This window comes from Promicromonospora sp. NPDC090134 (genome assembly GCF_044746965.1).
Lineage (GTDB): Bacteria > Actinomycetota > Actinomycetes > Actinomycetales > Cellulomonadaceae > Promicromonospora.
Genome location: NZ_JBIVCZ010000001.1, coordinates 59,003 through 71,754, shown reverse-complemented (window position 1 = coordinate 71,754; position 12,752 = coordinate 59,003). Strand labels below are relative to the sequence as shown.

Sequence of the window (12,752 nt, the reverse complement as noted above, 5' to 3'; positions counted from 1 at the left end):
TCAGCGCTCGACCGGCAGGCCCGCGCCTGCCCAGGCGACGATGCCGCCGTCGAGGTTGGTCGCTTCGAGGCCGACCGCCTCGTTGAGCCACTGGGTGGCGCGGGCGGACCGGCCGCCGGAGTGGCAGATGACCAGGACCGGCGCGTCGGCGTCGAGCTCGCCGTACCGCACGGGCAGGTCGCCCAGCGGGATGTGCACGGCGCCCGGGGCGTGCCCGGCGTCCCACTCGTCCTGCTCGCGCACGTCCAGCAGGACGGAGCCGGCGGGGACGGGGGCGGACGGGTCGAGCTCGCTGGGGTGGAGCGAGGGGATCTCGGGCTGCATCGGCGGGAACATGTCGCCAGCCTACGACGGCGGCTGGCGGCGCCGGGCCGCCGTCTCCTCAGGGCGAACGCGGAACGCGGGGGGACGCGGGGCCAGGGGGCGAACGCGGGCGTGGGCGACGACGGACCCGCCCGGACCTGGCAGTATCGGGCGTATGGATGCGCGTGCCGGAACTCCCGCCCAGCCCAGCGACCTGATCGACGTCGACCGGGTGGTCGGGGCCTACTACGACCTCTCCCCGGACCCGGGCGACCCTGGCCAGCAGGTGGCCTTCGGTACGTCCGGGCACCGCGGGTCGAGCCTCGACCATGCCTTCAACGAGGACCACATCGTGGCGATCACCGCCGCGATCGTGGAGTACCGGCGCGGTCAGGGCACCGACGGACCCCTGTTCATCGGCCGGGACACGCACGCGCTGTCCTACCCGGCGTGGCGGACGGCGCTGGAGGTGCTCGCCGCGGCCGACGTCGACGTCATGGTCGACGCGCGCGACTCGTGGACCCCGACGCCCGCCGTCAGCCAGTCGATCCTGCTGCACAACCAGACGCGGTTCGCCGAGGGGACCCCGGGCCAGGCCGCTCCGGGCCTGGGCCTCGCGGACGGCATCGTGGTGACGCCGTCGCACAACCCGCCGCGCGACGGTGGCTTCAAGTACAACCCGCCGCACGGCGGGCCCGCCGACTCCGACGCGACCGGGTGGATCGCCGACCGGGCGAACGAGATCCTCCGCACCGGCGTCGGGCAGGTGAAGCGGGTGCAGCTCGACCAGGCGCTCGCCGCCGAGACCACGCACCGGCACGACTTCCTGTCGACGTACGTGGACGACCTCGCCAGCGTGCTCGACCTGGAGGCCATCCGTACCTCCGGGGTGCGGATCGGGGCCGACCCGCTGGGCGGGGCGTCGGTCGAGTACTGGGGCGCGATCGCCGAGCGGTACGACCTCGATCTCACCGTCGTCAACCCGCAGGTCGACCCGCGCTGGTCGTTCATGACGCTGGACTGGGACGGCAAGATCCGCATGGACTGCAGCTCCCCGTACGCCATGGCGTCGCTGGTGCAGCGGATGACCGCCGGCGACGGTCCCGCGCCCTTCGACGTCGCGACCGGCAACGACGCGGACTCCGACCGGCACGGCATCGTCACGGCCGACGGCCTCATGAACCCCAACCACTTCCTCGCCGTGGCGATCGAGTACCTGTACGGCGGGGCGCGCCCCGGCTGGCCCGCCGACGCGGCGATCGGCAAGACGCTCGTGTCGTCGGCGCTCATCGACAAGGTGGCGGGCGGGCTGGGCCGCCGTCTCGTGGAGGTGCCGGTCGGCTTCAAGTGGTTCGTCCCGGGACTGCTCTCGGGCGACGTCGGCTTCGGCGGGGAGGAGTCGGCGGGCGCGTCGTTCCTGCGCAAGGACGGCCGCGTCTGGTCCACCGACAAGGACGGCCTGCTGCTCGCGCTGCTCGCCTCGGAGATCCTGGCGACCACGGGCAGGTCGCCCTCGGAGCACCACGCCGACCTGGTCGGGCGGTACGGCGAGAGCTGGTACGCCCGTGTCGATGCCGCCGCCACGCGGGAGCAGAAGGCCCGGCTCGGCGCGCTGTCGCCGTCCGACGTCTCGTCCACCACGCTCGCGGGGCAGGCCATCACGGCCAAGCTCACCGAGGCGCCCGGCAACGGCGCGAAGGTTGGCGGGCTCAAGGTCAAGACGAGGGACGCGTGGTTCGCCGCGCGGCCCAGCGGCACCGAGGACGTGTACAAGATCTACGCGGAGTCGTTCGTGTCCGCGGAGCACCTCACCCAGGTGCAGGATGCCGCGCGGACGCTGGTCGACGCGGCGCTGGCCTGACCTGCTCCGACGTGTCAGACGTACGGGTCACCCCGGTGACCCGTACGTCTGACAGGTTGTCGACCGGGCCTGGCTCGGCGGCTTAAACGATTCGTGTGGTTCCCCGGCCGGTGCCGTGTTCCTAGCGTCGCGCGGGCACGCCTCGGCCGTTCCGGCCGGGCGTGGACCCGGACGAACGGAGAGCGCCATGTCCCGTGCACGACGCCGTACCCGAACGGCGGCCCTGGCCGCAGCACTCGCCCTCGTGACCACCGCGACCCTGACGGCGCAGAGCGCCACCGCCGGGGTGACCAGCCTTGGGGTGACCAGCCTCGGGGTGACGAGCCTCGAGGCGGCGCCCGCGGCGTCCGACCTCTACGTGGACACGAACACCCAGGCGTACGCGGCCTGGGCGGCGGCGAGCGGGACCGACAAGGACCTGCTGGCGAAGATCGCCCTGACCCCGCAGTCGTACTGGGTCGGCAGCTGGGCCGACGCCGACCACTCCCGCGACGAGGTAATGGACTACACGGGCCGGGCCGCGGACGCCGGCGCGACCGGCGTGCTGACCGTGTACGCGATCCCGGGCCGCGACTGCGGCAACCACTCCGGCGGCGGGGTACCGGAGAGCGAGTACGCGCGGTGGGTCGACACGGTGGCGAGCGGCATCGAGGGCAACCCGGTGGTGGTCCTCGAACCGGACGCCCTGGCCCAGCTCGGCGACTGCGACGGCCAGGGCGACCGCGTCGGGTACCTGCGGTACGCGGCCGCGTCGCTGACCGACGCCGGCGCGCGGGTCTACGTCGACGCCGGGCACTCGGGCTGGCTGAGCCCGGCGGAGGCCGCGCGGCGGCTGCAGCTGATCGGCTTCTCGGGCGCCGTCGGCTTCGCGCTCAACACGTCGAACTACCAGACCACCGCGGCCACCCAGGCCTATGCGGAGCAGGTGTCGTCCCAGGTGGGCGGCCGCCCCTACGTGATCGACACGTCGCGCAACGGCAACGGCTCCAACGGCGAGTGGTGCAACCCGCGCGGTCGCGCGCTGGGCGAGCAGCCCCGGTTCGTCGACGACGCGACGGCGCTCGACGCGCTGCTGTGGGTCAAGCTCCCCGGCGAGTCGGACGGCGCGTGCAACGGCGGCCCGGCGGCCGGCGCGTGGTGGCAGGAGATCGCGCTGGAGCTGGCGGCCAACGCGAGCTGGTAGCTCAGTCGGCGGCCGTGACCAGGAGGTTGACGAGCTGGCTCAGGACGGCGGTGCCGGGTGCGGCATCGCCGTCCTCGTGCGTGGGGTTGGCGACGACGGCGGCCCGTGCGGACGACTCGTACACGCTGAGCAGCAGGTCGACCGCCGTGCGCTGGTCGACCGTGAACCGCAGGCCGAAGTCCTGGAGGATCCGCTCGATCGCGGCGCCCAGCTCGGTGCGGAGGGTCTCCTCCTGTGCCAGGAACGGCCGGCCGACGGCCGGGTCGCGCATGGCGAGGAGCTCCAGCTCGGCGCGCATCAGCGCCCACTGCTGGGCGTCCCCGACATTCGTGACCACCACCGAGAGGATGGTGCCGATCGCGTCGTGGTCCACGGCGCCGCAGCGGACGAGGTTCGGCTCCAGGTCCTTGCCGATGGACTCCAGCGAGACGAGCTGCCGGCGCATCGCCCGTTCGGCGAGCGCGAGGAACAGCTCCTCCTTGCTGGAGAAGTTCGAGTAGAAGGCACCACGGCTGAAACCGGCTGCCTCGCAGACGGCCTCGATCGACGCGCCGCGGATGCCGTGCTGGGCGAAGACCGCGAAGGCGGCGTCGAGCAGGCGTTCGCGGGTTCGTTCACGTCGCGGGGTCAGGGCCGTGGCGAACGCGCGCTCGACGGACGACCCTGAGCCGACGTCGCTGGCGGGCTCGGTGGTCACAGCAGCTCCTCGGGGTATCGAGTGGCCAGTCTATCAATACATCCATGTATCCGATGCACTCGTGTATCGGATACAGTGGTGCATCGAACGTCCCCACATCGGTCCCCGCCTCGTCCAGGAGTGTGCGTGTCCTCCGTTCTCTACTCGCTCGGCCGCTGGGCCGTCCGCGCCCGTCGGCTCGTCGTAGCCGGCTGGGTCGTGGCACTCGTCCTCGTGGGCGGTGCGGCCGGCCTGCTGCAACAGGGCCTCGACAACCAGGTGTCCATCCCCGGCACCGAGTCACAGGAGGCGCTCGATCGCCTCGCTGCAACCTTTCCGCAGGTCAGCGGCGCTTCCGCGCAGGTGATCGTGGTCGCGCCCGACGGCGGGACCATCAACGACGACGCGATGCGCACGGCCATCGAGGACGGCGTCGCGGATCTCGAGGACGTCTCGCAGGTCGAGGTGGTCACCTCGCCGTACGACGACCTGATGCCCGCCTCGGTGTCCGACGACGAGCGCGCCACCCTCCTGACGATCCAGCTCGACGGCGACCAGGGTTCGATCACCGACGAGACCAAGGACGCGCTGGGCGTCGAGACCGACGCGCTGGCGCAGGCCCTGCCCGCCGGTGCCGAGGCGCACCTCGGCGGCCAGCTCTTCTCGTCCAAGTTCCCCGAGATGACGCTGACCGAGGGCATCGGCCTGCTGGTCGCGCTCGTGGTGCTCGTGCTGACCCTCGGCTCGCTCGTGGCCGCGGGGCTCCCGCTGCTCAACGCGCTGCTCGGCGTCGGCGCCTCGATGGGCCTGCTGTTCGCCGCCACCGTGCTCGGCCCGATCAACTCGACCACCCCGATGCTGGCGGTGATGCTGGGCCTGGCGGTCGGTATCGACTACGCCCTGTTCATCGTCTCGCGGCACCGGGAGCAGCTCGGCAAGGGCCTCGACGTGCACGAGTCGATCGCGCGGGCGACCGCCACGGCCGGCTCCGCCGTCGTGTTCGCGGGCCTCACCGTGATGATCGCGCTGGTCGGCCTCGGCGTCGCGGGCATCCCGTTCCTCACCATCATGGGTGTCGCCGCCGCCGTCACCGTGGGCGTCACCGTGCTGGTGTCGCTCACCCTCCTGCCCGCGCTGCTCGGCTTCGCCGGGGAGCGGCTGCGGCCCCGGCCGTCGCGCAAGGAGCGGCGTGCGGCGGCCCGCGCCGCCGCGGCCGCGGCGGCGAACGACGACCCCGAGGCGACCCGCCCGCGCGCCGCGGCCGTGGCACTGCCCGAGCAGAGGCCCAACCGGTTCTTCACCGGCTGGGTGCGCGTGGTCACCAAGATCCCGGCGCTGACCGTGGTGCTCGTCATCGCCGCCATGGGCGCGCTGAGCTACCCCGCGCTGGACCTCCGCCTCGCCCTGCCGGACGCCGGCGTGATGGCCAAGGAGGACCCGGCGCGCGTCACGTACGACCTGGTCTCCGAGCACTTCGGCGACGGGTTCAACGGTCCGCTGATCGTGACCGGGTCCATCGTCACCAGCACCGACCCGGTGGCGCTCATGGACCAGATCGGCGACGAGATCGCGGACCTGCCCGGCGTGGCCGACGTGCCGCTGTCGACGCCCAACGAGACGGCGGACACCGGCATCATCCAGGTGGTCCCCGAGGGCGGCCCGACCTCTGCCCAGACCGAGGACCTGGTGCGCGAGATCCGCTCGCTGCACGACCACTTCCTCGACGAGTACGGCGTGGACCTGTCCGTCACCGGCTTCACCGCGGTCGGCATCGACGTGTCGGACAAGCTCGGCGACGCGCTGCTGCCCTTCGCCCTGGTCGTCGTGGGGCTCTCGCTGATCCTGCTCACGATGGTCTTCCGGTCCATCGCCGTTCCGATCAAGGCGACGATCGGGTACCTGTTCTCGGTGGGCGCGGCGTTCGGCGTGGTCTCGCTCGTCTTCGAGCACGGTGTCCTCGCCGAGGCGCTCAACGTGACGAGAACCGGGCCGGTCATCAGCTTCATGCCGATCGTGCTCATGGGCATCCTGTTCGGCCTCGCCATGGACTACGAGGTGTTCCTCGTGTCCCGCATGCGCGAGGACTACGTGCACGGCGGCAGCGCCAAGCACGCGATCACCACCGGGTTCCAGGGCTCCGCCAAGGTGGTCACCGCCGCGGCGATCATCATGATCGCGGTCTTCGTGGCGTTCGTGCCGCACGGCGACATGAACCTCAAGCCGATCGCGCTGGGCCTCGCCGTGGGCGTGGCCGTGGACGCGTTCGTGGTGCGCATGGTCTTCGTCCCCGCGGTGCTCGCGCTGCTGGGCGAGAAGGCCTGGTACATGCCGAAGTGGCTCGACAGGGTGCTGCCCTCGTTCGACGTCGAGGGCGAGGGGCTGACCCGCGAGCTGTCGCTGGCGGACTGGCCCGAGCCGGGGGCGACCGACGCGGTCGCAGCCGGGGACCTGGAGGTGCACGGTCCGTCCGGCACGATCGTCGGCCCGGTGAGCGTGCGGGTGCCCGACGGCGGCACGCTGCTGGTCCACGGCGACGCGACGGCGCCGGTCAGCGCATTCCTGCTGGCCGTGGCCGGGCGGATCAAGGTGTCGGGCGGGGTGGCGAAGACCGGGGGTCTGGTGCTGCCCGAGCGGGCCTCGTCCGTGCGGCACCGCGTCGCGGTTGTCGACGCGGCCGCCGAGGGCGGGTCTCCCGCCGCGGCGGTCCGGCGGGCCCTGGGCGACAGGCCGAAGGTGCTCGTCGTGGACGCCACCGAGACGGTGGGCGACCTGGCGGCGCGTGCCGAGCTGGCACAGGCCGTCGCCGCCGCCCAGAGGGCGGGCGTCGCGGTGCTGCTCGGCTCGACCGGCTTCGCGGCGACCGACCTGGCCCCGGCCGGCGCCCAGGCGCTGGACGTGACCCCGGGCGACCGAGCGACGGCCGGTGCCCATGTTGACCAGAACACCGACGTGACCGAGCAGGAGGTGCGGGCATGAGTACCGCAACGAGGTGGCTCCGGCCCGAGCCCATCCGCAACCCGTGGCGCGCCGTGGCAGTGGCGCTCCTTCCCCTGATGATCCTGGGCCTGCTCATCTCGGCCCTGTGGAACCCGCAGGACCGGCTCGACACCGTCAAGGCCGCGATCGTGAACCTCGACGAGCCGGTGGAGATCGACGGCCAGACCGTGCCGCTCGGCCGTCAGCTCGCCGCCGGCCTGGTGAGCGGCGGCGAGACCGCCGACGCCGCGGCCGGCGAGGCCGCGGCCATCCCGGCGTCGGACGCCAGCTACGACTGGGAGATCTCCGACGCGGCGACGGCGGCCGACGGCCTGGTCGACGGCACCTACGCGGCGGTCATCACCATCCCGGAGGGCTTCTCCGCGGCGGCGACGTCGTTCAGCGGTGACGACCCGGAGAAGGCGGAGCAGGCGACCATCGACGTCGCCACCGCCCCGGACGGCCGGGTGCTCGACGACGCCCTCGCGCAGGTCGTGGCGCAGACCGCCACCGGCGTGCTCGGCAGCACCCTCACCGAGACGTACGTGGACAACGTGCTCGTCGGCTTCTCCACGCTCTCGGAGGAGCTGGGCAAGGCAGCCGACGGCGCCGGCCAGCTCGCCGACGGCGCGACCGAGGCGGGCAAGGGCGCGCAGCAGCTCGCCGACGGCGCGGGTGAGCTCGCCGACGGCGCGACCGAGGCGGGCAAGGGCGCGCAGCAGCTCGCCGACGGAGCACACCAGACCGCGGCCGGCGTGGCCGGCGTCGGCAACGGCGTCTCCAGCCTGGCCGGCGGTGCGGGGCAGTGGGCCTCGGGCGCCGAGCAGTGGGCGGCAGGCGCGGACCAGGCGGCAGCGGGCGTGGACCAGCTGGCCGCGGGTGCGGGCCAGTCCGCCGTGGGCGCGGGCGAACTGGCCGACAACGCGGACCTGCTCGCCACCGGTGCGGCGGGTGCCAACAAGGGAGCCAAGGATCTTGCCGGCGGCCTCGCGGAGACGGCCCAGAAGACGCAGCAGCTCCCCACGAACGCAACCAAGCTGGCTGGCGGCGTCCAGAAGCTGGTCGACGGCATCAAGCAGTCGTGCGATCTGGGAACGGTCAATCCCGGATTCCTGGCGCTCTGCGAAGACCAGGCGAGCCTTGACGAGCTTGCCGTCGGCATGGCCGGTCTCGCCGGTACCCCCGGTGGTGACGGTGCAAACCCGACAGGCCTCTATGAGCTGTCCGCCGGCATCGCCGGGCTGGCGGGCGGCGGAGCGGAGCTCGCTGCCGGCACCGAGAAGGTCTCGGGCGGTGTCTCGGGACTGGCCGGTGGCGCGCATCAGCTCTCCGGTGGCCTGGACGAGCTGGCAGCGGGAGCCGACCAGGCGGCCGGCGGTGTGAGTGCACTGTCCGCCGGTGCGCGTGAGCTCTCCACCGGCGCCGGCGGCATCTCGTCCGGCGCGTCGCAGCTCGCCACCGGTGCCGGTCAGCTGGCGGCCGGGTCGAGCCAGCTCGCCACGGGCGTCGATGGTTTGGCCGGCGGCGTCACCGAGCTGGGCACCGGCACCGACCAGCTCGCCACCGGTGTGGACGGCCTGGCCGACGGTGTCGGCGAGCTGGCCGGCGGCGCGTCCGACCTCTCGGACGGCCTGGGTCAGGCGACCGAGGAGATCCCGTCGTACACGGAGCAGGAGCGCAAGTCCCTGGCCTCCGTCGTGGCCGACCCGGTCGCGACCGACGGCGAGGTCACCGACCTCAACACCGGCGCGACCGGCCCGATGTTCGCGGTGCTGGCGCTCTGGCTCGGCGCGCTCGCGCTGATGATCGTGTTCCCGCCGGTGCCGCTGCACGCTCGCGGCTCCACGCGCGGCGCGTTCCGGCTCATGCTCGGGACGTTCGCGATCCCGGCCGCGATCAGCCTGTTCACGGGCCTCGCGACGGGTGCGATCCTGGCCGGCATCGAGGGCCTTGACGTCGACGGCTGGCTCGCCGCCATGGGCTTCGGCGCGCTCGTGTCGGTCGCGTTCGTCGCGGTCAACCAGGCGCTCGCCGCAGCGCTCGGGCACGTCGGCCGGGGCGTGAGCCTCCTGATCGCGGTGCTCGTCATCGCGACGGGTGTCGTGTCGACCGTGCCGAGCCTGCTGGACGGCCTGGCCGGGTTCCTCCCGGTGGGTCCGGCCCAGGTGGGCCTCGTGCGGCTCATCGAGCCCGGTACGGGCGGCATCGGCATGGCGATCGCAGCGATGGTCCTCTGGGCCGCCGCGGGTCTGGTCGTCACGACACTCATGGTGGCGCGCGAACGCACCGTCCGGGTCGCGGAGCTGCTCCGCACGGCCTGACCCACGTCCGCCGAGTGCGGGATGCTCGCCCTTCCAGAAGGTTGGAAAGGGCGAACATCCCGCACTCAGTCGTTGACGCGGCGCAGGCGGCCTGTCGTGTCCGGCCAGGGCACGTGCACTGCCTCCAGCGGGACCAGCGCCTTCGCCAGGTAGGCGTCGCGCAGCACGATGCCGGCGGGGGAGAGCTCGCTGATCGCGAGCTCGGCACCCGCGCCGTCGAGCAGCCAGTGCTCCGCGAGCTCGCGGAGGCCGCGATCGAGCACCAGCTCCTCGGCCGCGTGGTAGTCGCACACGTCGCCCACGGCGTGGCCGAGGCGGTTGCGCGGGATCACGTCGGCGTAGTCCTCGGTCACCGGTTCGAGGTAACCGACGGTCTCGCCGTCCTCCCGCGTGACCGCGAGCCAGGTGTCGACAGGGGCTGTCTCCGGCATCGTCATGGCTCGACCCTATGGTTGCCCCTTGCCCCGGCGCCCACTGTTTTGTCGCCTCAGCCCAGGTCGGACTTCCGGATCAGCCCGTGCACGCCCACCGTCCGGTCGACGACCTGCGAGACGGCGAAGTCGGCCGCCGCCGAGAGGTAGGCGTAGGCGACCGCCCGGTCCAGGCCGTGGTCGTGCTCCAGGAAGTCCAGCGCGTTGACGACGGCCCGCCGCATCGCGACGTCGAGGTCGCTGAGCTGGCCACCCACCGCGCCGTCCGGGTCGGACAGACCGATCGGGATCCACGCGTCCGCGGTCTCGGCGAAGGGGTACGAGTACGCGACCGACGGTGCGTCCCCGGAACCGGGCTTGCAGACCGTGAGCCGGAACGTCCCGCGCAGCGAGCCCTCCATGGCGGTGAGCGCCACCTCGCCGTCGCCCATCGCCATGTGCGGGTCGCCGACGTAGAAGAGCGCGCCCTCGGCGCTGACCGGCAGGTAGAAGGTGGAACCGGCGCCGAGGTGGCTGATGTCGATGTTGCCGCCGCCCAGCGTCGGCGGGATCGAGTTGGCCTCGGGCGCGGTGAGGCTGGTCGTCTCGGCGTAGGCGACGCCCATCATCCCGAAGAAGGTCCGGAGCGGGAACCGCACCCGTCCCCGGCCGGAGCCCATGGTCGCGTGGTCGCCGTGCACCTCGGCGAACACGGACACGTTGCCGTACTCGGTCGGGACGCCGGAGCCGCGACCGTCGGTCCCGATGGGCGGCATCACCTCGTCGAGCGTGATCCCGGCGGGGGCGCCCGCGGCGGTCGCGGCCAGCGCGCCCTTGCCGTGGCGTGACGAGACCACGCCGTACGGCACGCGGGGCGTCGCCTCCAGCGTCTCGATCTTCAGCACGTCGCCCGGCTCGGCCCCCTCCACGAACACCGGTCCGGTCACGACGTGCGGCCCGTCGACGTCGAAGTTCCGCGTCGTCCGGGAGTACCCGGCGGCGATCGCGGCGGCGTCGTCGAGCACCTCGCGGCGGTGGACGCCGTGCTCGGCGAACCAGGCGACCGGGTCCCGTCCCTGGTCCTCGAGGATGCCTTCGTGGGACACGGAGTCGATGGTGATGGTCCGTCCCGAGCGCACGCGCGCCACGGCGTCGGCGTGCACCGACGGGACGTAGCCCCACAGGACGTCGTCGGTGTCCGAGCTCAGGTAGACGTCGCCACGGATGCGGCCCCGGCCGGGCTGCAGGATCCCGGAGAACTTCCCGGAGTCCCGCCCGTCCGCGCCCCGCGCGGCGGAGGCACCCGCCGCGGCCGTCGTGGCCGACGCCGGCGCAGCCGAGCCCGCGGCCAGCGCCGATCCCGCCCCCACGCCGAGTGCGGCCTGCAGGAACCGGCGCCTGCCGAGTGCCGAGACCAGCGTCTGTGCAGCCGTACGTCCGTCATGCTGTCCGCGAGGTGTCACGGGTCCACGCTCCTTCGGTCGGGCGCGCGGTCGGGCACCGCGCGCCCCTGACGCTAGGAAGCGGAGATTTCGCCCGGATGTGCGGGCCGTTACGGCGACGACCGTCAGTCGAAGTAGCGCACCACGTCCACGGGACCGCCCTGCGCGGCGAACTCCTCGTGGATGGCGGCCCGCAGCCCGGCGTCGGCCAGGTAGTCGAGGGCCGTCGCGGCCAGCCCGGCGGCGCTGTCGACGGCGGCCGAGACCGCCGCCGGGGTCGCGGCGGCGGCCGCGAACTCGGCGGTGTGCAGCGCGATGCCGGGGTCGGAGACCTGGACGAGCGGGTGCATACCCGGGATGCGGAACGAGACGTTGCCGAAGTCGGTGGACGCGGCGAGGGTCTCGGACAGTACTCCGGCGGGCAGCGGGTCGCGCCCGCGACGCCGCTGGGCCGCGACCCAGCGACCGGTCAGCGCCTCGTTGGTCCGCACGGGCAGGCTCGGGTGCGCGCCGTCGTCCCAGGTGATCTCTACCTCGGTACCGGTCATCAGGGCAGCACCACGGGCGATGTCGTCGAGGCGGCGCGAGAGGTCGCGCAGGGTGTCGGGGTACTTGGACCGCGCGTACAGGTGCACCACCGCGCGCTCGGTGATGATGCTGGGCCGCGTGCCGCCCTCGGCGATCGTCGCGTGCACGCGGTCCACGGGCGGCATCTGCTGCCGCAGCAGGCCGATGCCCTGGTAGGCGAGGGTCGCGGCGTCCAGCGCGTTGCGGCCCATGTACGGCTGGGCCGAGGCGTGCGCAGGCCGACCCGTGAAGGTCCAGGTCAGCAGGCGGCGGCCGAGCCAGACCTGGTCGGCGACGTCGAGCCCGTACGGGTGCACCATGATCGCGGCGTCGATGCCCTCCAGCGCCCCGTTGCGGGCCAGGACCTCCTTGCCGGAGTGCCCCTCCTCCGCCGGTGTCCCGAGCAGGACGACGCGGCCCGCCGGGACCGCACCGGCCGTGGAGCCGGCCGAGCCGCCGCCCGGACCACCCGACGTCAGGACCTCGTGCAGCGCGAGGAACGCACCCACGCCGGACGCCGCGATGACGTTGTGGCCGCAGGCGTGCCCGATGCCGGGCAGCGCGTCGTACTCGGCGCAGATGGCGATGGTCGGCCCGGCCGGGTCGCCGAACTCGGCCCGGAACGCCGTCGGCACCCCGTGGGAGCCCAGCTCCGCCTCGACGCCGTGCCGGGCGAGCACCTCCACCAGCGTCGCGGCGCTGCGGTGCTCCTCGAAGGCCGGCTCGGGGTGCTCGTGCAGCCGCCGGACGATCTCCGCGAGCTCGGGTTCGAGCCGGTCCGCCGCCCGCTCGACGGCGGTGACCAGGTCGGCGGGCGCGCCGACGTCGGCCCGGGCCGCGCTCTCACCAGCCGTCCCGCCCGAACTGGACCCCGCCGGGGCCGCGCCGGCCAGGGCGGCCCGCCGCCCGGCGGTCTCGGCGACCAGGTGGTCGAGGTACGCGGTGCTGGGCGGGGTGGGGCGGTTCATGCGGTCCATCGTATGGAAAGCGTTACACGACCGAAAAATCACCCT

Annotated in this window: 9 protein-coding genes; 4 read left to right on the top strand and 5 right to left on the bottom strand. The window is 73.3% G+C overall.

Features of this window, described 5'->3' with window-relative positions; all coding sequences use genetic code 11:
- Positions 1–336, bottom strand: coding sequence for a rhodanese-like domain-containing protein (locus ACIPN7_RS00330; protein WP_400536824.1), 336 nt, complete (start codon positions 334–336; stop codon positions 1–3).
- 142 nt (positions 337–478) lie between these two features.
- On the opposite strand from ACIPN7_RS00330, the gene pgm reads away from it, so the two are divergent.
- Both pgm and ACIPN7_RS00320 read left to right on the top strand, forming a co-directional pair.
- On the top strand, positions 479–2,164 hold the full coding sequence (pgm, locus tag ACIPN7_RS00325) for a phosphoglucomutase (alpha-D-glucose-1,6-bisphosphate-dependent) (RefSeq protein WP_400536823.1): 1,686 nt from the start codon (positions 479–481) through the stop codon (positions 2,162–2,164).
- Positions 2,165–2,351: 187 nt separating this feature from the next.
- Positions 2,352–3,347 (top strand): glycoside hydrolase family 6 protein, encoded by a 996-nt coding sequence (locus tag ACIPN7_RS00320; RefSeq protein ID WP_400536821.1) that lies wholly within the window; start codon positions 2,352–2,354, stop codon positions 3,345–3,347.
- Position 3,348: 1 nt separating this feature from the next.
- Here ACIPN7_RS00320 and ACIPN7_RS00315 read toward each other — a convergent pair whose 3' ends face one another.
- The gene (locus ACIPN7_RS00315) at positions 3,349–4,044 is read right to left on the bottom strand and encodes a TetR/AcrR family transcriptional regulator (RefSeq protein ID WP_400536819.1); all 696 of its coding nucleotides are present in this window, start codon (positions 4,042–4,044) and stop codon (positions 3,349–3,351) included.
- A 126-nt stretch (positions 4,045–4,170) separates the two neighbouring features.
- Here ACIPN7_RS00315 and ACIPN7_RS00310 point away from each other — a divergent pair, with 126 nt between their 5' ends.
- Together ACIPN7_RS00310 and ACIPN7_RS00305 are read left to right on the top strand one after the other, a co-directional pair.
- Positions 4,171–6,999: an MMPL family transporter gene (locus ACIPN7_RS00310; RefSeq protein WP_400536817.1), complete on the top strand. Its 2,829-nt coding sequence runs from the start codon at positions 4,171–4,173 to the stop codon at positions 6,997–6,999.
- Positions 6,996–9,320, top strand: coding sequence for a hypothetical protein (locus ACIPN7_RS00305; protein ID WP_400536815.1), 2,325 nt, complete (start codon positions 6,996–6,998; stop codon positions 9,318–9,320). The genes ACIPN7_RS00310 and ACIPN7_RS00305 overlap by 4 nt, the downstream gene beginning before the upstream one ends.
- A 65-nt stretch (positions 9,321–9,385) precedes the next feature.
- Here the strand turns inward: ACIPN7_RS00305 and ACIPN7_RS00300 are convergent, their stop codons facing one another.
- The 3 genes from ACIPN7_RS00300 to ACIPN7_RS00290 all read right to left on the bottom strand — a co-directional run bounded on the left by ACIPN7_RS00300 (position 9,386) and on the right by ACIPN7_RS00290 (position 12,716).
- Entirely contained in the window at positions 9,386–9,757 is a 372-nt protein-coding gene (locus tag ACIPN7_RS00300; RefSeq protein WP_400536813.1) for a serine/threonine protein phosphatase, read from the bottom strand.
- Positions 9,758–9,807: 50 nt separating this feature from the next.
- Positions 9,808–11,193 carry an acetamidase/formamidase family protein gene (locus ACIPN7_RS00295; RefSeq protein WP_400536811.1) on the bottom strand — a complete coding sequence of 462 codons (1,386 nt, stop codon included), beginning with the start codon at positions 11,191–11,193 and terminating at the stop codon, positions 9,808–9,810.
- Positions 11,194–11,297: 104 nt separating this feature from the next.
- Positions 11,298–12,716 (bottom strand): M20 family metallopeptidase, encoded by a 1,419-nt coding sequence (locus ACIPN7_RS00290; protein WP_400536809.1) that lies wholly within the window; start codon positions 12,714–12,716, stop codon positions 11,298–11,300.
- Positions 12,717–12,752 lie beyond the last annotated feature (36 nt).